Below are 19,934 nucleotides of genomic sequence, written 5' to 3'. Positions count from 1 at the left end.
TAACCGCGAACGGGTTGAGAACTCGACGCGTCATCCCCGGCCCGCGGCGGAGGTCGCCAGCACCCGCAGGTGCTTGCGGGCGATGCGTTCGACCAGCGCGGGGTGCGCGTGCCCGGTGACTTCGATGGCGCCGTGATGGGCCGCCTGAACGCACCGGGTCACCGTCGCGGGGGGATGCACCCCCGCGAACTCGTCCCTGAGCAGGGCCTCGAGCTGTTCGTAGGGCTCGCCGGCCGGATGCTGGATCATCGCTCCCCCTGGTGGCGCGCCGCTCGCGAGGGCACGAGGTGACGTCGTCATCACAGGGAGTACCCTAGCGGGCGCGCAGTGTAACCAGTCCTGAGGTGTGCACAGAGCACGCGGAAAGGAAAGGGAAATCCATCCCCGGGGAGATCAGAGCGGTGAATTCGGACGGCGGAGAATTCAGACGACGCCGTACAGGCGGTCGCCCGCGTCGCCGAGCCCGGGCACGATGTAGCCGTTCTCGTTCAGCCGCTCGTCGAGTGCGGCCGTCACCACCCGGATCGGCCGGTCGCCGCCGCGGAACGCCTCGTCCACGTACGCGAGGCCCTCGGGCGCGGCCAGCAGGCAGATCGCGGTGACGTCACGGGCGCCACGGTCGAACAGGAAGTGGATCGCCGCGGCGAGGGTGCCGCCCGTCGCGAGCATGGGGTCGAGCACGTAGCACTGCCGGCCCGACAGGTCCTCGGGCAGCCGCGTGGCGTACGTCTGGGCCTGCAGCGTGGACTCGTCGCGGATCATCCCGAGGAACCCCACCTCGGCGGTCGGCAGGAGCCGCGTCATCCCGTCGAGCATCCCCAGCCCCGCGCGCAGGATCGGGACGACGAGCGGCACGGGCCGCGCCAGCCGTACGCCGCCTGCCGGGGCGAGCGGAGTCTCGACCGTGACGTCGGTGACCCGCACGTCCCTGGTGGCCTCGTAGGCGAGCAGGGTGACCAGCTCGTCCGCCAGGCGGCGGAACGTCGGAGAGTCGGTCCGCACGTCGCGGAGGGCGGTGAGCTTGTGGGCGACGAGCGGGTGGTCGACGACGAGGGTCTCCATGGGGAGAAAAACTACCGTCTCCTGGACGAACCCTCGACGCCGCCTGAGTCTTTGATCACGATTTGGAGTGAGCGCAGTACGGTGGGACTCCGATTCTGCGACGATGGCCTGCGTGAACAGCGCGCGGCGGGGAAGACGATGACAGACGTGGACACTCTTGACTTCGCCATCGTCGTCTATCGCGAGGAGGACCGCTGGGAGGCGGAGATGCTCCCGGTGGCGCTGACCTCCGATCTCGACGGCCTCATTCACGCGCTCCGCCAGACCCCCAGCATGGGCACCACGATTGGCATGGTCGCAGTAGGGGATGACTTCTTCGTGGCGTTACGGGTCTTCGGCGAGCAGGTGGACGTCTTCCTCTCGGACATCACGGCCGCCTGGGAGTGGCCGCTGGCGCAGCAGGTCCTCGAATACCTCGACGTGCCCGTGCCCGAGGAGGAGGAGCTCGACAGCGTGCTGCCCGCCGGGGACCTGTCGATCTTCGCCGACCTCGGGCTCGACGAGATGGAGCTGGGCGCGCTGTCCGGCGACCTCGACCTGCTGCCCGACGAGGTCCTGTCCAGCATCGCCGCGCGGCTGGGCTTCTCCCAGCCCTTCGAACGCGCCGTCGACGCCGCCGTCGGCTGACCTGGGGAGACGGCCATGCCCTCCAGATCCAACCTCTTCTCCGCGGGCTTCGCCCGCATCGACGGCCGCTGGACCGGCGCCGAGGTCGACCTCGGCGAGGCCGAGATCGCCGACGACCTGAGCGACGCCCTGCAGGAGGCGCTGGGGCTGAGCGGCGACGAGCTCGCCCTGCTCTGCGTCGAGGTCGAGGACGAGTGGTTCGCGATCATCCGGTACCAGGACGACCTCGACCCCCGCGTGTTCATCTCCGACGCGCACGCCGTGCAGAACGACCCGCTCGGGGAGATCTTCGCCGAGCTCGCCGGCGCCGTGGTGGACAAGGACGCGCCCGACCTCGGCATCCGCCCCGTGGGCGACATCGAGCTGCTCGTCGACTTCTCGCTCAGCGCGGAGGAGCTCGTGGAGCTCAGCATGGAGGAGGGCGTGCTGCCCGCCGACATCCTTTCCCTCATCGCGGAACGGCTCGGCTTCGCCGACGAGCTCGACCGCCTGCGGTGACCGGTTCCCCGCAAACTGAGGCGTACGAGGCCGCCATGCGGCTGGCGCTGGGGGAGGCCGTACGGGCCGGCGGGCGCGGAGAGGTGCCCGTCGGCGCCGTCGTGCTCGGCCCGCCCCCACAGGGCATGTCACAGCCGGGCGCTGTGCTGGCGGTGGCGGGCAACGACCGTGAGGCGAGCGCCGACCCCACGGCGCACGCCGAGGTGCTCGCCCTGCGCGCGGCGGCGGCCGCGACCGGAGACTGGCGCCTGACGGGCTGCACCCTCGTGGTGACGCTCGAACCCTGCACGATGTGCGCAGGCGCCGCGGTCCTCGCCCGGGTGGACCGCGTGGTGTACGGCGCGGTGGACGAGAAGGCCGGTGCGGCGGGATCGCTGTGGGACGTCCTGCGGGACCGCAGGCTCAACCACCGGCCCGAGGTGGTCATGGGCGTGCTGGCGGACGAGTGCGGAGCGGTGCTGACCGAGTTCTTCTCCGGCCGCCGCGCCTGACGGGCGGCCCGGCGGAACGAATGCGCGCGCAGTGGTGTTCGTCCGGTAAGCTGCTGCGCGGTGGAGTCGCCTAGTGGCCGAGGGCGCACGCCTCGAAAGCGTGTGTAGGGCAACCTACCGTGGGTTCAAATCCCACCTCCACCGCCACCGAAAAGAGCCGCCGACCTGCGTGAACAGGTCGGCGGCTCTTTCGCGTTCGGGGACCGGAAGCTCAAGGGCTCTCGCGCCGTCAGCTGTCAGCCCTGCAGCTCCAGCACCCGGGCGTGCAGCACGGAACGCTGGTGCAGCGCGGCGCGCAGGGCCCGGTGCAGGCCGTCCTCCAGGTACAGCTCGCCCTGCCACTGCACCACGTGCGGGAACAGGTCGCCGTAGAAGGTCGAATCCTTGGCGAGCAACGAGTGCAGGTCCAGCACCGCCTTCGTGGTGATCAGCGTGTCGAGCCGGACCTGCCGGGGCGGGATCTGCGCCCACTCTCGGGGCGACAGTCCGTGCTCGGGATAGGGCCGTCCGTCGCCGACCATCTTGAAGATCACGGTACGTAGTTTAGGAGACTGCGCGAAGGCTCGCGCCCGATGCTCCCGCGACGATCTCAGATGCTTCCCGAGAAGGTGTCGCAGCGCGCCGGGTCGCCGGACGAGTAGCCGTTCGTGAACCACTTCGTCCGCTGGGCCGAGGTGCCGTGCGTGAACGCGTCCGGGTTGACCCTGCCCTGGGCCTGCTCCTGGATGTGGTCGTCGCCGACGGCCGCGGCGGCGCTGAGCGCCTCCTTGATGTCGGCGCCGGAGAACGGCTCGGCGTAGAAGCCGGTGTCCACCGCGTTCTTGGCCCACACGCCCGCGTAGCAGTCGGCCTGGAGTTCGAGCCGCACAGAGCCGCTCTCCGCGCCCTGGTCCTGGCCGACCCGGTTCATCGTGCCGAGCAGGTCCTGCACGTGGTGGCCGTACTCGTGGGCGATCACGTACGCCTGCGCGAACGGCCCGCCCTTGGCCCCGAACCGCGACTGCAGTTCGTCGAAGAACGACAGGTCGAGATAGACGTGCTGGTCACGAGGGCAGTAGAAGGGGCCGACGGAGGAGTCCGCGGCGCCGCAGCCGGTCTGCACGCCGCCGGAGAACAGGGTGGTCTTCGCCCCGGTGTATCCCTCGACCTGCTCGCTCCAGTACTTCTGGATGCTGTTGACCACACCCACGACCCGGCACTTCTCCGACTGGTCGGCGTCGGCGCCGGTCTTGCACTGCGCGCTCAGGTCGGTGGTCGGCTGCACGCCTGCGGGCTCGCCGCCGCCGCCCGTGATGTCGCCGGGGTTGATGCCGAAGATCAGTGCCACGATCAGGGCGATGATGCCGGCGGCCCCGCCGCCGATGGCCAGGCCTCCGCCGCGGAACCCGCCTCCACCGCCGACGTCCTCGACCTGTGAGGTGTCGAGCTTCGCTCGGTCATCGAAATCCATCTACGACGCTCCCGATGGCGTTGGACACCGGCGTGCTCCACGGCTCGCCCGGTGATGCTCGCCGTGGCTACTGCCCCGGATAGCGGTGATCATTCCAGGAGGTCCGTGATGCCGGATTCGTCTTGCCCCGATCATCGCATTTCTCCGGGTTAGGATCACCGCGTGCCTCGGAGCGCCTTACCCCGGCTGGTGCCGCCGATGCCGCGCGGCCGGGGATGGCTCGGCCCGCTGGCCGTGGCCGCCTTCGGGGGCTTCCTCCGATTCGATCGGCTCGGCGTCCCGCACGCGTTCGTCTTCGACGAGACCTACTACGCCAAGGACGCCTACTCGCTGATCAGATTCGGCGTCGAACGGCACTTCGCCGACGACGCCGATGAGACGATCCTGCGCGGCGGCACGGACGTGTTCAAGACGTGCGGTACGGCCGAGGAGTGCGCCGCGTACGTCGCCCACCCGCCGCTCGGCAAGTGGCTGATCGGCGCGGGAGAGTGGCTGTTCGGCCTGACGCCCTTCGGGTGGCGCTTCGCGGCCGCGCTGGCGGGCACCCTCTCCGTGCTGGTCCTGGCGCGGGTCGCCCGCCGGATGACCCGCTCGACCCTCCTCGGCTGCCTCGCCGGCCTGCTGCTCGCCCTCGACGGCCTGCACCTGGTGCTGTCGCGCTCGGCGCTGCTCGACGTCTTCCTCACGTTCTGGGTGCTGGCCGGCTTCGCCTGCCTGGTCGCCGACAGGGACGCGGCACGCGCCCGCCTGGCGGAGTGGTACCGCACCTCCGTCGTGACCGGGCCCGCCCCCCGGCTCGGCCCGCGGCCCTGGCGGCTGGCGGCCGGTCTGTGCCTGGGCGCGGCGATCGCGACCAAGTGGACCGGCCTGCTGTTCGCGGTGGCGTTCGCGATCATGACGCTCGTCTGGGACTGCGGGGCCAGACGCGCGGTCGGCCTGCGGAGGCCGTACCGGCAGGCGGTCCGGCACGACTGGCCGCTCGGCCTCGCCTGGCTCGGGGCCGTTCCGGTCGCCGTGTACGTCGCGTCGTTCGCCGGATGGTTCGCCTCGGCCGCCGGGTGGGGCCGCGCCTGGGACCGCGCCACGTCCAACGGCTGGGCCTACTTCGTCTTCGACTCGCTGCGGTCGCTGGTGGACTACCAGAGCCAGGTGCTCGGCTTCCACCAGGGCCTCAGCACGGGCCACGACTACCAGTCGGACCCCTGGAGCTGGCCGCTGCTGCTGCGGCCGACGCTGTTCTTCTACCAGGCGCCCCGCGGCACGTGCGGCGCGGCCTCCTGCTCGCAGGCGATCCTCGGGACCGGCACCCCGGTGATCTGGTACGCCGGACTGCTCGCGTTGCTCGCGGTGCTGGTCAGGTACGCGACGACCCGCGACTGGCGCGCGGGCGCCGTCGTGCTCGCCTACGCCGCGGGCTGGCTGCCGTGGTTCTACTTCGCGCTGGCCGACGACCGCACGATGTACCTGTTCTACGCGCTCCCGGCGGTGCCGTTCATGATCCTGGCGATCGTGCTGGCCTGCGGGCTCGTCCTCGGGCCGCCGGGCGCGTCGAGCTCCCGGCGCTCCACGGCGGCGGCGCTGGTGGGCGCGTTCACGCTGCTCGCGCTGGTGAACTTCTGGTGGCTGGCGCCCGTGCTCACCGCCGAGCCCGTGCCGTACGAGGTCTGGCTGAGCCGCATGCTGCTGCGCGGCTGGATCTGATCGCTGTCCGGGGCACCGGACGGCTAGATGCGGGTCGCGGCCCTGACCAGCCCGGCGAGGGCCTGCGACCGGCTGTGCGGCGGCCACGCGATCACCGTCGTGACCGTGGGGGCGTCCAGGACCGGTACGGCGGCGAGGTCGCGGCCAAGCTGGGGTCGGCACGACTCCGGCAGGATCGCCGAGGCCCGGCCGAGAGCGATCAGCTGGAGAAGCTGCGTGTGGTCCCGCACCTGCGGCCCGGGGCCGGGCGGGTAGGTGCCGTCGCGGTGGGGCCAGCGCGGCATCGGCAGGCCGGGCAGCGCGGCGACGTCGGCCGTGCACAGGTGGGCCCGGCCGGCGAGGGGGTGCCAGGCCGGCAGGACCGCGACCTGCCCCTCCGTGCACAGCTCCTCGGTGTCGAACCCGTTCGCCGAGTCGAACGGCCGGTGCAGCAGCGCCACGTCGGCCCGCCCGTCGCGCAGCAGCCGCTCCTGCTCGCCGATGCCGCACAGGAGCACGTCGACGGGGACGGCGCCTGGTTCCGCGGCGTACGCGTCGAGCAGCTTCGGCAGCAGCTCGCCGGACGCTCCGGCCTTCGTGACGAGGACCAGGCCGGGCCGGCCGGTCGCGGCGAGCGCGGCGCGGCGGGCACGGCGCTCGGCGGCCTCGACCGCGTCGAGAGCCGCGCGGCCCTCGGCCAGCAGCACCGAACCGGCCTCGGTCAGCAGGACGGAGCGGCTCGTGCGTTCCAGCAGCGTCACCCCGAGCCGCCGTTCGAGCTGCCGGATCGCCCGGGACAAGGGCGGCTGCGCGATCCCCAGCCGCTGCGCGGCCCGCCCGAAGTGCAGCTCCTCCGCGACGGCCACGAAATAGCGCAGCTCCCGCGTCTCCATGCCGCCACGGTACCGCCGGGATTTGGGAATCGATACCCGGAGGGTATCGCCGCCCACTCAAACGGTGTTGGAGATCCCGCCGGGGCCGGGGACAGGATGAATCGCATGAGCGAACAGACGATCGCGCTGGTCACCGGCGCGAACAAGGGGATCGGGTATGAGATCGCGGCCGGCCTCGGCGCTCTCGGCTGGAGCGTCGGCGTCGGCGCCCGCGACGAGGAACGCCGGGAGTCCGCGGTGGAGAAACTGCGCGCGGCCGGCGTCGACGCGTTCGGCGTGCCGCTCGACGTGACGGACGACGCGAGCGTGACCGCGGCCGCCGGGCTGATCGAGGAGCGCGCGGGACGCCTCGACGTGCTCGTCAACAACGCGGGGATCACCGGCGGCGAGGCCCAGATGCCCACCACGGTCGACCCCGTGACGGTGCTGACGGCCGTGGAGACCAACGTGATCGGCGTCATCCGTGTCACCAACGCGATGCTGCCGTTGCTGCGCCGCTCGGCGTCGCCGCGGATCGTGAACATGTCCAGCGGCGTCGGCTCACTGACCCGGCAGAGCACTCCGGGCGCGGAAACGGGCCCGATCGCCGTCGCCTACGCGCCGTCGAAGACGTTCCTCAACGCCGTCACGGTCCAGTACGCCAAGGAGTTGCGCGACACGAACATCCTGATCAACGCCGCCTGCCCCGGCTACTGCGCGACCGATCTCAACGGCTTCCGCGGCGTGCGTACGCCGGAACAGGGCGCGGTGGTCGCGATCCGGCTCGCGACCCTGCCCGACGACGGCCCGACCGGCGGCTTCTTCGACGACGCCGGGGTGGTGCCCTGGTGACACCAGGGCCCTGACGACAACTCGTCTAGGGCTCGAGCATGGCGGGCATGCCGAAGGCGGCGACGTGACGGGCACCGATGAAGGCGTTGCTCTCTACGATCTTCCCGTTCTCGATCCGGAGTACGTCGACGGCCAACGCCTCGTAGTGCGGGCTGCCGGGCCGGCGGAGATAGTTGATCAGTGCCGGGCGCCCGTTGGCCGAGGTGGGGAACGTACGCCAGTCGAGCGGTCGGCCGAGGAACTCCGCGGCCGCGTCGATCCCGACGACCGGCGGCTCGGGCGGCATCGTGATCCGTACGTCCTCGGCGAGCAGTGCCCGGATCGTCTCCGGGTCCTTCGCGTTGGCGTAGCGGCGCAGGATCTCTTCGTCCTTACTGGTGAGCTGCGGGCGGCGCCAGTCCTTCGGGTCCGACGGAGCGCGCCGCCGGAGTGTGTGGCGGGCCCGCTGGAGGAGGCTGTTGACGGCCGCTACGGCGGTGTCGAGCGCGGCGGCGATCTCCTGCGGCGTCCAGCCGTGGACGTCGCGCAGCACGAAGGCCGCCCGCTGCCGCGGCGGCAGGTACATGAGCGCTGCGATCACGGCCAGCTCGACGGTCTCCCGGGCGGCGAGACCGGTCTGCGGATCGTCGGCCAGCAGGGCGTCGGGATAGGGACCGAGCTCGGTGGACCACTCCAGCGGATCACCGTACGGCACCGTCCGGTGACCGGCCGCCTTGCGGCTGTCGAGGAAGACGTTCGTGGCGATCCGGTAGAACCAGGTGCGCGCCGACGCCCGGCCCTCGAAGCGGTCCCGAGCCCGCCAGGCACGGAGGAAGGTCTCCTGCACCAGGTCGTCCGCGTCGGTGACGTTCCCGGCGAGGCGGTAGCAGTGGACGTGTAGCTCACGCCGGTGCTCGTCGAAGGCGCGCCGCAGCCAGACCGCATGCTCATCAGGCGAGCCGGACATGTGATCTCCCCGGGGCTGAGTGATCCTCACAACCGTACTGACGACCGCGGACCCATCCGTCATCGGTCACCGATGACGATCGCCGGCTCGGTCGTCTGTACCTGTGACCGATCCCCACTCCACGAAGGAGACAGCCATGACGGCAACCCCCGCGTCCAGCGCCGCCGCGCCCCCGGTCGTCGACCGGGAGACCTGGCTGCGCGAGCGCGACGAACTGCTGGTCCGGGAGAAGGCCCACACCCGCGAAGGAGACGCGATCGCAGCCGCTCGTCGTCAGCTGCCGATGACCTTGATGCCGACGGTGACGGTGCGGGGCCCTGGCGGGGACACCCCGCTGGTGGAGGTGTTCGAGGGCCGCCGGATGCTCATCGCCTACTTCCACATGTGGCACGACGGCAAACCGTACGAGCATCAGTGTGAGGGGTGCACCTTCTCGACCTGTCACATGCAGATGCTGGACTACCTGCACGCTCGGGACGTCACCTACGCCGTGTTCTGCGAGGGTCCCTACGACGAAAGCGCCCCGTTCGCGGAGTTCATGGGCTATAGGTTCCCCTGGTATTCGGCGAAAGACTCCGACCCGGCTCTGGCCGACGGTCGTGACTTCGGGTTCATCGCGTGCTACCTGCGCGACGGCGACAAGGTCTACGAGACCTACTGGACCACCGGGCGGGGCGTGGAGGCGTTGATGACCACCTACCACGCCCTGGACCTCACGGTGTACGGCCGGCAGGAGAACTGGGAAAACTCGCCTGAAGGCTGGCCGCGGGTCACCGGGCACCCGTGGCGTCTCAACGGCCGCCCCACCGCGCAATGGTCACGCCCCGGCGTCGAGACCCTGGACGCGCGAAAGGCCCGGTTGGATGGACCGGGCCTTTCGCGTTCTTGCTGCTCAACCAAGCGCGGAGGATAGGAGATTCGAACTCCTGAGGGGTTGCCCCCAACACGCTTTCCAAGCGTGCGCCCTAGGCCAACTAGGCGAATCCTCCGTCGGACAGCTTAGCTCAATTCCTGTGTGCTTTCGACGGCCCGCGCACACCCGCCGAGTGGCTAGACTGTCCTAGGACCCCTCGCGCGGCGTCATCCTGTGAACCTCCCCAGGGCCGGAAGGCAGCAAGGATAAGCGGGCTCTGGCGGGTGTGCGAGGGGTCTCTCAGTTAGCGGGTACGCCGGCCGGGACGGCCCCCTGAGGAGGCGGCATGAGTCTTGCGCTGTACCGCAAGTACAGACCCGGGACATTCGCCGAGGTCAAGGGGCAGGAACACGTCACCGACCCGTTGCGCCAGGCGCTGCGCAGCGGCCGGATCCACCACGCGTATCTCTTCAGCGGCCCGCGCGGCTGCGGCAAGACCTCCAGCGCGCGCATCCTCGCCCGCTCGCTGAACTGCGAGAAGGGCCCGACGCCCGACCCCTGCGGGGAGTGCGAGTCCTGCGTCGCGCTGGCCCCCACCGGTCCCGGCCACCTCGACGTGATCGAGATCGACGCGGCGTCGCACGGCGGTGTGGACGACGCCCGCGACCTGCGTGAGCGGGCGTTCTTCGCCCCCGTCTCGGCGCGCTACAAGATCTACATCATCGACGAGGCCCACATGGTCACCCGTGAGGGCTTCAACGCGCTGCTGAAACTGGTGGAGGAGCCGCCGCCGCACCTCAAGTTCGTCTTCGCCACCACCGAGCCGGAGAAGGTCATCGGGACGATCAAGTCCCGCACCCACCACTATCCCTTCCGGCTGATGCCGCCCGCGACCCTGCGCCGGCTCATGGAGGAGATCCTCGAATCCGAGTCCGTGCCGTACGAGCCGGCCGCGTTACCCCTGGTCGTACGGGCGGGCGCGGGATCGGCCAGGGACACGCTGTCGATACTCGACCAGTTGCTCGCGGGCGCCGACGATTCGGGGATCACCTATCAGCGGGCGGTGTCGCTGCTCGGCTACACCGACGGCGACCTGCTGGACGAGGTGGTCGACGCGTTCGCCAAGCGGGACGGCGCGGCCGTGTTCCACGCCGTGCACCGGGTGATCGAGGGTGGTCACGACCCCCGCCGCTTCGCCACCGACCTGCTCGAACGCTTCCGCGACCTGGTGATCCTGTCCAACGTCCCGGAGGCGGCCGGCAGCGGCCTGCTCGACCGGCCGGCCGACGAGTTGGAGCGCCTCCAGGCGCAGGCGGCGTCGATGGGCCCCGCCGAGCTGACCAGGGCGGCCGAGGTGTTCAACGCCGGGCTGACCGAGATGCGCGGCGCGACCTCGCCTCGCCTGCTGCTGGAACTGATGTGCGCCCGCGTGCTGCTGCCCGGGGCCGACCAGGGTGAGGCGGCGCTGCTCACGCGGCTCGAACGGCTGGAGCGCGGCGCGGTGGTCGCCGCCCCCGCCGCCGCCCCCATCGCAGCCCCAGCCCCTGTCTCTGTCCCCGCCCCTGCCTCCGCTCCGGCCCCGGCTTCGGCTTCGGCCCCGGCTTCTGCTCCTCCCGCGCCGCAGGCTCAGCAGGCCGCCCGGAGCGCCGACGACTGGCCTACCCCCGTACGGCCCGGCTCAGGGGCGGCGGCACAGCCTCCGCAGCCACAACCGCAATCACAGCCACAATCTCAGCCACAGCCGCAGCAGGCCCAGGCGCCCGCGACGGGCGGCGGGCCGGTGCAGCAGGCCTGGCCCCGGGTGCTCGAAGCGATCAAGAACCGGCAGCGGGTGGCCTGGATGATCCTCAACGCCCAGGGCAGGCTGCTCGGCGTCGAGGGCAACGTCGTGACCGTGGGCTTCGAGAAGCCCGGCGACGTGCAGGGTTTCCTCAAGGGCAAGCGCGACGAGGTGGTGGCCGCCGCGCTCGGCGACGTGCTGGGGGGCACCTGGCGGGTCGACGTGGTAGTCGGCGGCTCGGGTCCCGGCCCGGCCGGTCCTGTCACGCGCGGACCCTCGGCCCCTCCCGCGCCGCAGCCGCCGCAGTCACCCCAAGCGCCCCAATCGGCCCAACCGCCCCAGCCGGCCCCGGCGCCCCAGCCGCCGTCCCCCGCTCCGGCCCCGCCGTCCGTTCCTGCTCCGGAGCGGAAGGCGTCCGCGGCGATCGACGAGACCTGGCCGGACGCGCCGTCAGACGAATACGACGCGCCGTCCCCGTCCGCGCGGCCGGCTCCCGGCCCGGCCGTGGCGCGCCAGGCGGCCGTGGCCGCCGCGGGGACCGTCCCCCGTCGGGCCTGGCCTGAGACGGTGCCGCGCGACGACGACGTGGACGTGAGCGAGCTGACCGGCATCGCGCTGATCCAGCGTGAGCTGGGCGGCCGCGTCATCGAGGAGATCGACCACGCCTGAGCGCCTTCCCCCGCCGGAGGGACGGTAGCCGCATGGACGGACACTGGTGGGGTAACCGGTGTCCGTCCGCCCAGGAACAGGCCGCCGACCGCGCGGAACACGCACGCCGCGCCGGTGCGGAAACCGGGGCGACACCGTAGGCTCGGTCGCGACGAACATGTCGCTGGACGCTGAGGAGCGCAACCATCGTGAATCCAGGGGATGTCAACCTCCAGCAGTTGCTGGAGCAGGCTCAGCTGATGCAGCAGCAGCTCGTCACCGCGCAGCAGGAGCTCAGCGACGCCGAGGTGGCGGGCAGCGCGGGGGGCGGCCTCGTCGTCGCCACCGTGAACGGCAGCGGCGAGCTGCTCGAGCTCGAGATCAGTCCGATGGCCATCGACGCGAGCGACCCGGAGGAGACCGCGCAGACGATCGCGGACCTCGTGCTCGCCGCCGTGCGGGACGCCGTACGCGCCGCAGGGGAGCTGCAGCAGGAGAAGCTGGGCCCGCTCGCGCAGGGACTGGGGGGCGGCCTCGGCGGCCAGCTGCCGGGGTTCTAGACCATGTACGAAGGGGTCGTCCAGAACCTGATCGACGAGCTCGGGCTGCTGCCCGGCGTCGGTCCCAAGAGCGCGCAGCGGATCGCGTTCCACCTCCTCGCGGCCGACCCGGCCGACGTCAAGCGGCTCGCGCACGCCCTGCTCGAAGTGAAGGAGAAGGTGCGCTTCTGCCGCGTCTGCGGAAACGTGGCCGAGGAGGAGGAGTGCCGGATCTGCCGGGACCAGCGGCGCGATCCGCACGTGATCTGCGTGGTCGAGGAGTCGAAGGACGTGGTGGCGATCGAGCGGACCCGCGAGTTCCGTGGTCGCTACCACGTGCTCGGCGGGGCGATCAGCCCGATCGACGGCATAGGCCCTGACGACCTGAAGATTCGCGAGCTGATGACACGGCTGGCCGACGGCCGGGTGACCGAGCTGATCCTCGCGACCGATCCGAATCTTGAGGGCGAGGCGACGGCCACCTACCTGGCCAGGCTCGTCAAGCCCCTGCAACTGAAAGTGACCCGACTGGCCAGCGGTCTGCCTGTGGGCGGTGATCTCGAGTACGCCGACGAGGTCACCTTGGGCCGCGCTTTCGAAGGACGGAGGCTGCTGGATGTCTGACGAGTGGAACGACCTGGCCGCACGTGTCGCAGGACACGCGCAGAACTTCGTCGACGGCCTCACCCGCCTGGCCGGCGGTGAGGGCGGCGACGCGACGCTTCCGCTGCTCCTGGTGGAGGTGGCCCAGGTCAGTCTCGCCGGCACCCAGCTCGGGGCCGCCCAGGACGTGATCCTGCAGGGCAACGTGGAACCCGCGCTGAGCGACGACCCCGACATCGACCCCCTCCGTACGGCTCTCGCCGCGCGGCTCGGCCCGGTGGACGACTACGCCGAGGTGTTCGACCCCTACAAGGACACGGTGGTCACGCCGTACCGGCTGTCTGACGATCTCACGGCGGTGGCGGCCGACCTCATCCACGGGCTGCGGCACTACCGGGCGGGCCGTCCGCTCGAGGCGCTGTGGTGGTGGCAGTACTCTTACTTCAACACCTGGGGCAACCACGCCGGCGCGGCGTTGCGGGCCCTGCAGGCGTTGGTCGCGCACACTCGGCTCGACGTGGTCGAAGAGGGCACGGCGGTCTGACCGTCCACATGCTGGTCTCCGTCGGTCTTGGTTTGGGGCGTCCAAGTACACTGTGAGCTCCACGTCCTGATTCGTTGGAGATTCCAGTGGCGCTCGTTGTGCAAAAGTACGGTGGTTCCTCCGTAGCCGACGCGTCCTGCATCAAGCGGGTCGCCCAGCGGATCGTCGCGACGAAAAAAGCGGGCAACGACGTCGTCGTGGTGGTGTCCGCGATGGGCGACACCACCGACGAACTGCTCGACCTGGCCCAGCAGGTGTCGCCGCTGCCGCCCGGCCGCGAACTCGACATGCTGCTCACCTCGGGTGAGCGGATCTCGATGGCGCTGCTCGCGATGGCGATCGCCAACCTCGGTCACGAGGCGCGCAGTTTCACCGGCTCGCAGGCCGGGGTCATCACCGACTCGACGCACGGCAAGGCGCGCATCATCGACGTGACGCCCAGCCGCATACAGGAGGCCGTCGACGCCGGTCAGATCGCGATCGTGGCCGGGTTCCAGGGCGTCTCGCAGGACAGCAAGGACATCACGACGCTTGGCCGGGGTGGTTCCGACACCACGGCCGTCGCCCTCGCGGCGGCGCTCGGCGCGGACGTCTGTGAGATCTACACCGACGTGGACGGCATCTACACCGCCGATCCCCGCATCGTCCGCTCGGCGCGGCAGATCCCGCGGATCTCCTACGACGAGGCCATGGAGATGGCGGCCTGCGGCGCCAAGATCCTGCATCTGCGCTGCGTGGAGTACGCCCGCAGGTTCGACCTGCCGATTCACGTCAGAAGCTCGTTCAGTACGAGGGAAGGCACCTGGGTCGTCTCCGACCCCTACAGCGAAGGAACCGAAGTGGAGCAGCCCATCATCTCCGGGGTCGCGCACGACCGGAGCGAGGCCAAGATCACTGTGGTCGGGGTGCCCGACAAGGTCGGAGAGGCCGCCGCCATCTTCCGCACGCTGGCCGACGCCGAGATCAACATCGACATGATCGTGCAGAACGTCTCGGCCGCGGCCACCGGCCGTACGGACATCTCCTTCACGCTGCCGGCCAACGACAGCCAGACGGCCCTGACGGCACTGAAGAAGATCCAGAACCAGGTCGCCTTCGAGTCGCTGCTGTACGACGACCAGATCGGCAAGGTGTCCCTGATCGGCGCGGGCATGCGCTCGCACCCGGGGGTCACCGCCAGGTTCTTCGGCGCGCTGGCCGACGCCGGAGTCAACATCGAGATGATCTCGACCTCGGAGATCCGCATCTCCGTCGTCGTGGGACAGAACGAGGTGGACACCGCGGTCGCCGCCGCCCACCGCGCGTTCGACCTCGACGCCGACCAGGTTGAAGCTGTTGTGTACGGAGGTACCGGACGATGAGCCGCAAGCCCACCCTCGCAGTCGTCGGCGCGACCGGGGCCGTCGGCACCGTCATGCTCGACATCCTGACGAACCGCCGCGACCTGTCCGACGCGTACGGCGAGATCCGGCTGATCGCCTCGCCGCGTTCGGCGGGCAAGGTGCTGAGCGTGCGCGGCGAGGACGTCGTCGTGCGGGCGCTGTCGCCTGAGGCGTTCGACGGCGTCGACATCGCGATGTTCGACGTGCCCGACGAGGTCTCCGCCGAGTGGGCGCCGATCGCCGCCGCGCGCGGCGCGGTGGCCGTGGACAACTCCGGCGCCTTCCGGATGGACCCCGACGTGCCGCTCGTGGTGCCGGAGTGCAACCCCGAGCAGGCCCGCAACCGGCCCAAGGGGATCATCTCGAACCCCAACTGCACCACGCTGTCGATGATGGCCGCGATGGGCGCCCTGCACCGCGAGTACGGCCTGCGCGAGCTGGTGGTGTCCTCCTACCAGGCGGTGTCCGGCGCGGGCGTGGCCGGGCCCGAGCGGCTCTACGCCGAGATCGAGGCCGTGGCCGGCGACCTGACGATGGGCACCGTGGCGGGCGACGTGCGCAAGGCCGTGCCCGACCTGGCCGGCTCGCCGTTCCCCGCTCCGCTGGCGCTCAACGTGGTGCCGCTGGCGGGCTCGCTCAAGGACGGCGGCTGGACCTCGGAGGAGCTGAAGGTCCGCAACGAGTCGCGCAAGATCCTCGGCATCCCGGACCTGAAGGTCTCGGCGACCTGCGTCCGCGTCCCCGTGGTGACCACTCACTCGCTGGCCGTCCACGCGACGTTCGAGCGGGACGTCGAGGTCGAGGGCGCCCGGGCGATCCTGGAGGCCGCGCCGACCGTCGTGGTGCTCGACGACCCCGCGAACGGCGTGTTCCCCACCCCGGCGGACGTCGTCGGCACCGACCCGACCTACGTCGGCCGGATCCGCCAGGCGCTCGACTTCCCGAACACGCTCGACCTGTTCGTGTGCGGGGACAACCTCCGCAAGGGCGCGGCGCTGAACACCGCCGAGATCGCCGCGCTGGTCGCGACCGAGTTCGCGTAGGCGCTCAGCGGAACAGCACGTCCCAGTGGGTGGGCTCGTCCGCCCACACGTCAGACGGCGCGGCGCGGTACAGCGTCGCGCCGTCCGCGCGTTCGCGCCAGTGACGGCCGGTCCTGGTGACGTACGCGTCGAGGCACGGGTTGTGGGCGAGATCCACCTTGTAGCCGTTGCCGTGGCTGTAGCGGCCGGCGGCGTGGCCGTGCTCGGTGCCGCCGGTGATCGTCACCGGGCAGCCGCTGGCCCGGCGCAGGTCGATGACGCGCCTCAGCGTGCCGTACCTGATCGCCTGGAGCGACGTGCAGCGGGGCCGGTCGCGGTCGGCGCAGCCGCCGCTCGACTTCCTGCGCACCCCGGCGCCGAGCAGCAGGTCCGCCGCGTCCTCGTGCGGGAGCCGCGCGTGCGCCGCCGCGGCCTCCCAGGCCCGCACGGTGGCGACGAACGTGCCTGCCAGCAGCGGCGGGAGGGTCACCTCCCGCGGCGGAGCCGCCACGGCGGGAGCCTGGAGCGGCGGCGGCGCGGGGTCCCTGTCGTTCTGCATGGGCAGGGAGATCAGGACGGCGGTGCTGACGCCGGCCAGCCCACGCCATGACGGGCGGACGTACAAGAGTCTCGTTTCCTCGGTCGACGACGGGGGCTGTGATCTCTCTTGCCACATCCGGCGACCGGTCCGCCCGTCGCCACGAGGTGGTTTGCCGCGACGCGTCGATCATCTTGTCGGTTCATGACCGGACACGGGCCTGACCCGTACAGTGACCAGCGTGGCCGAGAAGACACGGGAGCTGATCGTCGAGACGGCCCTCCGATTGTTCAGGGAGCGGGGGTACGAGGCGACCACCATGCGCGCCATCGCCGCGGAGGCGGGCGTGTCCGTGGGCAACGCCTACTACTACTTCAGGTCCAAGGAGCAGTTGATCCAGGCGTACTACGACCGAGCGCAGACGACGCACGAGGCGGCGTGCCGCGAGGTGTTCGCCGCGGAGCGGTCGTTCGCGGGGCGGCTCGGGGGAGTGCTGCGGGAGTGGGTGCGGATCTCCGAGCCCTATCACGAGTTCGCGGTGAAGTTCTTCAAGCACGCGGCGGAGCCGAGCAACCCGCTGAGCCCGTTCAGCGCCGAGTCGGCGCCCGCGCGCGAGTCGGCGGTCGCGCTCTACCGGGAGGTGGTCGAGGGGTCGGCCGGGCGCATGGACGACGAACTGCGCGAGGAGCTTCCCGAACTGCTGTGGCTGCTGTGGATGGGCGTCGTGCTCTTCTGGGTCCACGACAAGTCGCCGGGGTGCGCGCGGACCTACCGGCTGATCGACCGGGTGGTCCCGCTCGTCGACCGCCTGGTCGGCCTGTCGCATCTGCCCGGCATCAAGGGCGTGGCCAGGGAGCTCATCGAGGTCGTCCACGAGCTGCGGGCGTGACCGCCGCTCCATACCGTCCGGTTGGTATGGTCAAGGTCGAGACCTTGGAAGGGGTGGCCGTGGACCGCTGGGGCATGACGATTCCGTTCTTCGGGCAGACGCCGTTCGAGTCGAGGGAGCTCGTGGCCGAGTTACCCGCGCTGGGCTACACCGACGCGTGGTCGGCCGAGGTGGGCGGCACGGACGGGTTCGTCCCGCTGGCCCTGGCGGCAGAATGGGCGCCGTCCCTGCGCCTGGGCACCGCGATCATCCCCGTCTACACGCGCGGCCCCGCCCTGCTGGCGATGTCGGCCGCCACGCTGGCCGGGCTCGCCCCCGGCAGGTTCGTGCTGGGCATCGGCGCGTCGTCCCCGGTCATCGTGGGCAACTGGAACGCCGGCGAGTTCGACAAGCCGTACGCGCGGGTCCGCGACACGCTGCGCTTCCTGCGGGCGGCGCTCGCGGGGGAGAAGGTCACGGAAAGCTACGAGACCTTCGCGGTGAAGGGATTCCGGCTGGAGAAGGCCCCCGCGACGCCGCCGAGGATCGCGCTGGCCGCGCTGCGCCCCGGCATGCTCCGCCTGGCCGCGCGCGAGGCCGACGGCGCGATCACCAACTGGGTCTCGCCCGAGGACGTGCGGAAGGTCCGGGCCGAGCTGGGGGCGGAGACCGAGCTGACCGCGCGGCTGTTCGTCGTCGTGACGGAGGACGCCGCGAAGGCCAGGGAGATCGGCCGCCGGCTGCTGGCCGCCTATCTCACCGTGCCGGTGTACGCGGCCTTCCACGAGTGGCTGGGCCGTGGGGAGCTGCTGCGGCCCATGCGGGTGGCGTGGGCCGCCGGCGACAGGAAGACCGCGCTGAAGGAGATCCCCGACGAGGTCGTCGACGATCTCGTCGTGCACGGCGACGCGGCGGCGTGCCGCGCCCGCGTCAGGGAGTACGTGGCCGCCGGGCTGGACACACCCGTGCTCGCCCCGCTGGCCGGAGGCGACCTGCCGCTCGCCGACACCGTACGGGCGCTGGCGCCGGCGGGCTGAAGGAACCGGGGGAGCGCCGCCGGACGTTAACGGGACGGCAATGCGGGCAGAGGTGTCCCCCTGGAGGTGTCCTCATGGTGAAGGCAGGACGTGCGGCGGCCACCTGGCGCGCCTACCGCGAGGTCTCCAAGCCGGGCGCGCCGCGGCTCGGGTCCCGCCTCCGGGCCGTGCCCCGGATGCTCAAGGCCGCGCTGCGGGGCGACTACCCAGGCCTGACCAAGGGCAAGATCGCCATGCTCGGCATGGCCGTGGCGTACATCGTGTCGCCGATCGACGTCGTCCCCGAATTCCTCCTGGGCATCGGGGTCGTCGACGACTTCGGCGTGTTCCTCTGGCTGGCGACCGCGCTGCTCGGCGAGAGCGGCCAGTTCGTCGAGTGGGAGCACGACCGCGACCGCCGGCACCGGGTCGTGCCCGGCACTCCCGCTCCCTAGAGCTGTTCCTGCCGCAGCCAGGCCCGCGAGGGCAGGGGGTGGCCGAACAGCCGGGCGGCGTTGCCGTACGAGACTCTGGCGATGTCGGCGGGGGGCAGGCTGCCGAGGTTGCGGGCCACCGTGCGCTGGGTGTCGGGCCAGGAGGACTCCGCGCGCGGGTAGCCGCTCTCCAGCATCACCCGCTCCATGCCGACGGCGAGCCGCACCGAGCTCAGCGCGCTGTCGTCGAGCGTGCCGAAGAAGAAGTTGCGGCGCAGCACCTCGCTGGGCTTCAGGCCGCCCTCCCAGGTCGGGTCGCCGTCGACCGGGTGGTCGAGCGCGTAGTCGGCCCGCTCGGCCAGCATCGGCAGCCACCCGACGCCGCCCTCCACGATGAGGACGCGCAGCTTGGGGAAGCGCAGCGCCACCCCCGACCACAGCCAGTCGGCGCAGGCGAACATCGCGCTCGCCGGGATCAGCGTGGTGATCGCCTCGACCGGCGTGTCGGGCGACGGCACCGGCGCCCAGGACGACGCGCCGGTGTGCAGGCACACGACCGTCCCAGTCTCCTCGCAGGCGGCGAAGAACGGGTCCCAGTGGCGGCTGTGGATCGACGGAAGCCGCAGCCGGGTCGGGAACTCGGGGAACACGACGGCCTTGAACCCGCGCGCGGCGTTGGCCCTGATCTCCTTCGCCGCGATCTCGGGATCGGGGAGCCAGGGCAGCTGGAGCGCGATCATCCGCTCGGGGTAGGTGCCCGCCCACACGTCGACGTGCCAGTCGTTCCAGGCCCGTACGAGCGCGAGCCCGAGGTCCTGGTCGCGGGTGCGGCCGAACGTGATCCCCGCCTGGCTCGCGAGCATGCCCGGGAAGCACAGGGCCGCCCAGATCCCGGCACGGTCCATGTCGCCGACGCGGGCCTCGATGTCGTAGCAGCCCGGACGCATGTCCTCGAAGCGGACGGGATCGAGCGTCCACTGTTCCTTGGGCAGGCCCGCGCCCACGTCCAGCCCCGCACAGGGGTAGGTGGCGCCGCCGTACCGCCAGACCTGGTGGCCCGCGTCGGTCTCCACGACCTTGGGCGCGAGATCCTTGTACTTCTCGGGAAGGCGGTCCTCGAAGAGATCGGCCGGCTCGATCAGGTGATCATCGACCGAGATGATCACGAAGTCCCGCCGCCTCGGCTCCGGGTCGGTATGCAGCGGCGTCATCACGGTAGTAAACGGTAG

At 71.2% G+C, this 19,934-nt stretch carries 23 protein-coding genes, 2 tRNA genes and 1 other RNA gene; 17 read left to right on the top strand and 9 right to left on the bottom strand.

Going from position 1 to position 19,934, the window contains the following annotated elements; genetic code table 11:
- Positions 1-30: 30 nt before the first annotated feature.
- Both HHX31_RS15760 and upp read right to left on the bottom strand, forming a co-directional pair.
- Entirely contained in the window at positions 31-249 is a 219-nt protein-coding gene (locus tag HHX31_RS15760; protein ID WP_169949025.1) for a hypothetical protein, read from the bottom strand.
- Positions 250-423: 174 nt separating this feature from the next.
- Positions 424-1,062 (bottom strand): uracil phosphoribosyltransferase, encoded by a 639-nt coding sequence (gene upp / locus HHX31_RS15755; protein ID WP_169949024.1) that lies wholly within the window; start codon positions 1,060-1,062, stop codon positions 424-426.
- A 138-nt stretch (positions 1,063-1,200) separates the two neighbouring features.
- Here upp and HHX31_RS15750 point away from each other — a divergent pair, with 138 nt between their 5' ends.
- The 4 genes from HHX31_RS15750 to HHX31_RS15735 all read left to right on the top strand — a co-directional run bounded on the left by HHX31_RS15750 (position 1,201) and on the right by HHX31_RS15735 (position 2,825).
- The gene (locus tag HHX31_RS15750) at positions 1,201-1,689 is read left to right on the top strand and encodes a tRNA adenosine deaminase-associated protein (RefSeq protein WP_169949023.1); all 489 of its coding nucleotides are present in this window, start codon (positions 1,201-1,203) and stop codon (positions 1,687-1,689) included.
- A 15-nt stretch (positions 1,690-1,704) separates the two neighbouring features.
- Entirely contained in the window at positions 1,705-2,187 is a 483-nt protein-coding gene (locus HHX31_RS15745) for a tRNA adenosine deaminase-associated protein (RefSeq protein WP_169949022.1), read from the top strand.
- Positions 2,184-2,678 carry a tRNA adenosine(34) deaminase TadA gene (gene tadA, locus HHX31_RS15740; RefSeq protein WP_311931816.1) on the top strand — a complete coding sequence of 165 codons (495 nt, stop codon included), beginning with the start codon at positions 2,184-2,186 and terminating at the stop codon, positions 2,676-2,678. Before HHX31_RS15745 ends, tadA begins: the two co-directional genes overlap by 4 nt.
- Before the next feature lie 59 nt (positions 2,679-2,737).
- Positions 2,738-2,825 (top strand) — tRNA-Ser (locus HHX31_RS15735).
- A gap of 89 nt (positions 2,826-2,914) precedes the next feature.
- Here the strand turns inward: HHX31_RS15735 and HHX31_RS15730 are convergent.
- Entirely contained in the window at positions 2,915-3,211 is a 297-nt protein-coding gene (locus HHX31_RS15730; RefSeq protein WP_169949021.1) for a type II toxin-antitoxin system VapB family antitoxin, read from the bottom strand.
- 56 nt (positions 3,212-3,267) lie between these two features.
- Positions 3,268-4,128: a neutral zinc metallopeptidase gene (locus tag HHX31_RS15725; protein ID WP_169949020.1), complete on the bottom strand. Its 861-nt coding sequence runs from the start codon at positions 4,126-4,128 to the stop codon at positions 3,268-3,270.
- A 162-nt stretch (positions 4,129-4,290) separates the two neighbouring features.
- Between HHX31_RS15725 and HHX31_RS15720 the strand changes: the two genes are divergently transcribed.
- A complete protein-coding gene (locus tag HHX31_RS15720; RefSeq protein WP_311931815.1) occupies positions 4,291-5,829 on the top strand; it encodes a phospholipid carrier-dependent glycosyltransferase in 1,539 nt (512 codons plus the stop codon).
- 23 nt (positions 5,830-5,852) lie between these two features.
- Here the strand turns inward: HHX31_RS15720 and HHX31_RS15715 are convergent, their stop codons facing one another.
- Positions 5,853-6,701: a LysR family transcriptional regulator gene (locus HHX31_RS15715; RefSeq protein WP_169949019.1), complete on the bottom strand. Its 849-nt coding sequence runs from the start codon at positions 6,699-6,701 to the stop codon at positions 5,853-5,855.
- 96 nt (positions 6,702-6,797) lie between these two features.
- On the opposite strand from HHX31_RS15715, the gene HHX31_RS15710 reads away from it, so the two are divergent.
- Complete coding sequence (locus HHX31_RS15710) at positions 6,798-7,532, top strand: SDR family oxidoreductase (protein ID WP_211589775.1); 735 nt, start codon at positions 6,798-6,800, stop codon at positions 7,530-7,532.
- A gap of 25 nt (positions 7,533-7,557) precedes the next feature.
- Here the strand turns inward: HHX31_RS15710 and HHX31_RS15705 are convergent, their stop codons facing one another.
- On the bottom strand, positions 7,558-8,478 hold the full coding sequence (locus HHX31_RS15705) for an RNA polymerase subunit sigma-70 (protein ID WP_169949017.1): 921 nt from the start codon (positions 8,476-8,478) through the stop codon (positions 7,558-7,560).
- Between the two features lie 136 nt (positions 8,479-8,614).
- Here HHX31_RS15705 and HHX31_RS15700 point away from each other — a divergent pair, with 136 nt between their 5' ends.
- Positions 8,615-9,391, top strand: a complete 777-nt coding sequence (locus tag HHX31_RS15700) for a DUF899 family protein (RefSeq protein ID WP_211589774.1) — start codon at positions 8,615-8,617, stop codon at positions 9,389-9,391.
- On the opposite strand, the gene HHX31_RS15695 is transcribed toward HHX31_RS15700, so the two are convergent.
- Positions 9,382-9,467 (bottom strand) — tRNA-Ser (locus tag HHX31_RS15695). The two genes, HHX31_RS15700 and HHX31_RS15695, sit on opposite strands and share 10 nt — an antisense overlap.
- A gap of 72 nt (positions 9,468-9,539) precedes the next feature.
- On the opposite strand from HHX31_RS15695, the gene ffs reads away from it, so the two are divergent.
- The 7 genes from ffs to HHX31_RS15660 all read left to right on the top strand — a co-directional run bounded on the left by ffs (position 9,540) and on the right by HHX31_RS15660 (position 15,870).
- Positions 9,540-9,635, top strand: an RNA gene (gene ffs, locus HHX31_RS15690) — signal recognition particle sRNA small type.
- 42 nt (positions 9,636-9,677) lie between these two features.
- Positions 9,678-11,780, top strand: a complete 2,103-nt coding sequence (locus HHX31_RS15685) for a DNA polymerase III subunit gamma and tau (protein WP_169949016.1) — start codon at positions 9,678-9,680, stop codon at positions 11,778-11,780.
- 188 nt (positions 11,781-11,968) lie between these two features.
- Complete coding sequence (locus HHX31_RS15680; protein ID WP_169949015.1) at positions 11,969-12,319, top strand: YbaB/EbfC family nucleoid-associated protein; 351 nt, start codon at positions 11,969-11,971, stop codon at positions 12,317-12,319.
- 3 nt (positions 12,320-12,322) lie between these two features.
- Positions 12,323-12,922: a recombination mediator RecR gene (gene recR, locus HHX31_RS15675; protein WP_169949014.1), complete on the top strand. Its 600-nt coding sequence runs from the start codon at positions 12,323-12,325 to the stop codon at positions 12,920-12,922.
- Positions 12,915-13,445 (top strand): DUF5063 domain-containing protein, encoded by a 531-nt coding sequence (locus HHX31_RS15670; protein ID WP_169949013.1) that lies wholly within the window; start codon positions 12,915-12,917, stop codon positions 13,443-13,445. Before recR ends, HHX31_RS15670 begins: the two co-directional genes overlap by 8 nt.
- Positions 13,446-13,531: 86 nt before the next feature.
- A complete protein-coding gene (locus tag HHX31_RS15665) occupies positions 13,532-14,806 on the top strand; it encodes an aspartate kinase (protein WP_169949012.1) in 1,275 nt (424 codons plus the stop codon).
- Positions 14,803-15,870, top strand: coding sequence for an aspartate-semialdehyde dehydrogenase (locus HHX31_RS15660; protein WP_169949011.1), 1,068 nt, complete (start codon positions 14,803-14,805; stop codon positions 15,868-15,870). The genes HHX31_RS15665 and HHX31_RS15660 overlap by 4 nt, the downstream gene beginning before the upstream one ends.
- A gap of 4 nt (positions 15,871-15,874) precedes the next feature.
- Here HHX31_RS15660 and HHX31_RS15655 read toward each other — a convergent pair whose 3' ends face one another.
- Entirely contained in the window at positions 15,875-16,474 is a 600-nt protein-coding gene (locus HHX31_RS15655; RefSeq protein WP_169949010.1) for a hypothetical protein, read from the bottom strand.
- A 154-nt stretch (positions 16,475-16,628) separates the two neighbouring features.
- On the opposite strand from HHX31_RS15655, the gene HHX31_RS15650 reads away from it, so the two are divergent.
- The 3 genes from HHX31_RS15650 to HHX31_RS15640 all read left to right on the top strand — a co-directional run bounded on the left by HHX31_RS15650 (position 16,629) and on the right by HHX31_RS15640 (position 18,726).
- Complete coding sequence (locus HHX31_RS15650) at positions 16,629-17,276, top strand: TetR family transcriptional regulator (RefSeq protein ID WP_311931814.1); 648 nt, start codon at positions 16,629-16,631, stop codon at positions 17,274-17,276.
- A 26-nt stretch (positions 17,277-17,302) separates the two neighbouring features.
- A complete protein-coding gene (locus HHX31_RS15645; protein WP_211589772.1) occupies positions 17,303-18,292 on the top strand; it encodes an LLM class F420-dependent oxidoreductase in 990 nt (329 codons plus the stop codon).
- A gap of 74 nt (positions 18,293-18,366) precedes the next feature.
- Positions 18,367-18,726, top strand: coding sequence for a YkvA family protein (locus HHX31_RS15640; RefSeq protein ID WP_169949009.1), 360 nt, complete (start codon positions 18,367-18,369; stop codon positions 18,724-18,726).
- Here the strand turns inward: HHX31_RS15640 and HHX31_RS15635 are convergent.
- Positions 18,723-19,916 (bottom strand): amidohydrolase family protein, encoded by a 1,194-nt coding sequence (locus HHX31_RS15635; RefSeq protein ID WP_211589771.1) that lies wholly within the window; start codon positions 19,914-19,916, stop codon positions 18,723-18,725. The genes HHX31_RS15640 and HHX31_RS15635 overlap by 4 nt on opposite strands.
- Positions 19,917-19,934: the final 18 nt, after the last annotated feature.

This window comes from Microbispora sp. H11081, from assembly GCF_012999535.1.
Taxonomy (GTDB): Bacteria; Actinomycetota; Actinomycetes; order Streptosporangiales; family Streptosporangiaceae; genus Microbispora.
Note: the sequence above shows the minus strand (reverse complement) of the source record. Positions and strands in the feature narration are given on the sequence as shown.

Bases quoted from the DNA above. Each gene is read 5' to 3' on its own strand.
- HHX31_RS15760 (WP_169949025.1), bottom strand. From the start codon at position 249: ATGATCCAGCATCCGGCCGGCGAGCCCTACGAACAGCTCGAGGCCCTG.
- upp (WP_169949024.1), bottom strand. From the start codon at position 1,062: ATGGAGACCCTCGTCGTCGACCACCCGCTCGTCGCCCACAAGCTCACC.
- HHX31_RS15750 (WP_169949023.1), top strand. From the start codon at position 1,201: ATGACAGACGTGGACACTCTTGACTTCGCCATCGTCGTCTATCGCGAG.
- HHX31_RS15745 (WP_169949022.1), top strand. From the start codon at position 1,705: ATGCCCTCCAGATCCAACCTCTTCTCCGCGGGCTTCGCCCGCATCGAC.
- HHX31_RS15725 (WP_169949020.1), bottom strand. From the start codon at position 4,128: ATGGATTTCGATGACCGAGCGAAGCTCGACACCTCACAGGTCGAGGAC.
- HHX31_RS15715 (WP_169949019.1), bottom strand. From the start codon at position 6,701: ATGGAGACGCGGGAGCTGCGCTATTTCGTGGCCGTCGCGGAGGAGCTG.
- HHX31_RS15710 (WP_211589775.1), top strand. From the start codon at position 6,798: ATGAATCGCATGAGCGAACAGACGATCGCGCTGGTCACCGGCGCGAAC.
- HHX31_RS15705 (WP_169949017.1), bottom strand. From the start codon at position 8,478: ATGTCCGGCTCGCCTGATGAGCATGCGGTCTGGCTGCGGCGCGCCTTC.
- HHX31_RS15700 (WP_211589774.1), top strand. From the start codon at position 8,615: ATGACGGCAACCCCCGCGTCCAGCGCCGCCGCGCCCCCGGTCGTCGAC.
- HHX31_RS15685 (WP_169949016.1), top strand. From the start codon at position 9,678: ATGAGTCTTGCGCTGTACCGCAAGTACAGACCCGGGACATTCGCCGAG.
- recR (WP_169949014.1), top strand. From the start codon at position 12,323: ATGTACGAAGGGGTCGTCCAGAACCTGATCGACGAGCTCGGGCTGCTG.
- HHX31_RS15670 (WP_169949013.1), top strand. From the start codon at position 12,915: ATGTCTGACGAGTGGAACGACCTGGCCGCACGTGTCGCAGGACACGCG.
- HHX31_RS15660 (WP_169949011.1), top strand. From the start codon at position 14,803: ATGAGCCGCAAGCCCACCCTCGCAGTCGTCGGCGCGACCGGGGCCGTC.
- HHX31_RS15645 (WP_211589772.1), top strand. From the start codon at position 17,303: ATGGTCAAGGTCGAGACCTTGGAAGGGGTGGCCGTGGACCGCTGGGGC.
- HHX31_RS15640 (WP_169949009.1), top strand. From the start codon at position 18,367: ATGGTGAAGGCAGGACGTGCGGCGGCCACCTGGCGCGCCTACCGCGAG.
- HHX31_RS15635 (WP_211589771.1), bottom strand. From the start codon at position 19,916: ATGACGCCGCTGCATACCGACCCGGAGCCGAGGCGGCGGGACTTCGTG.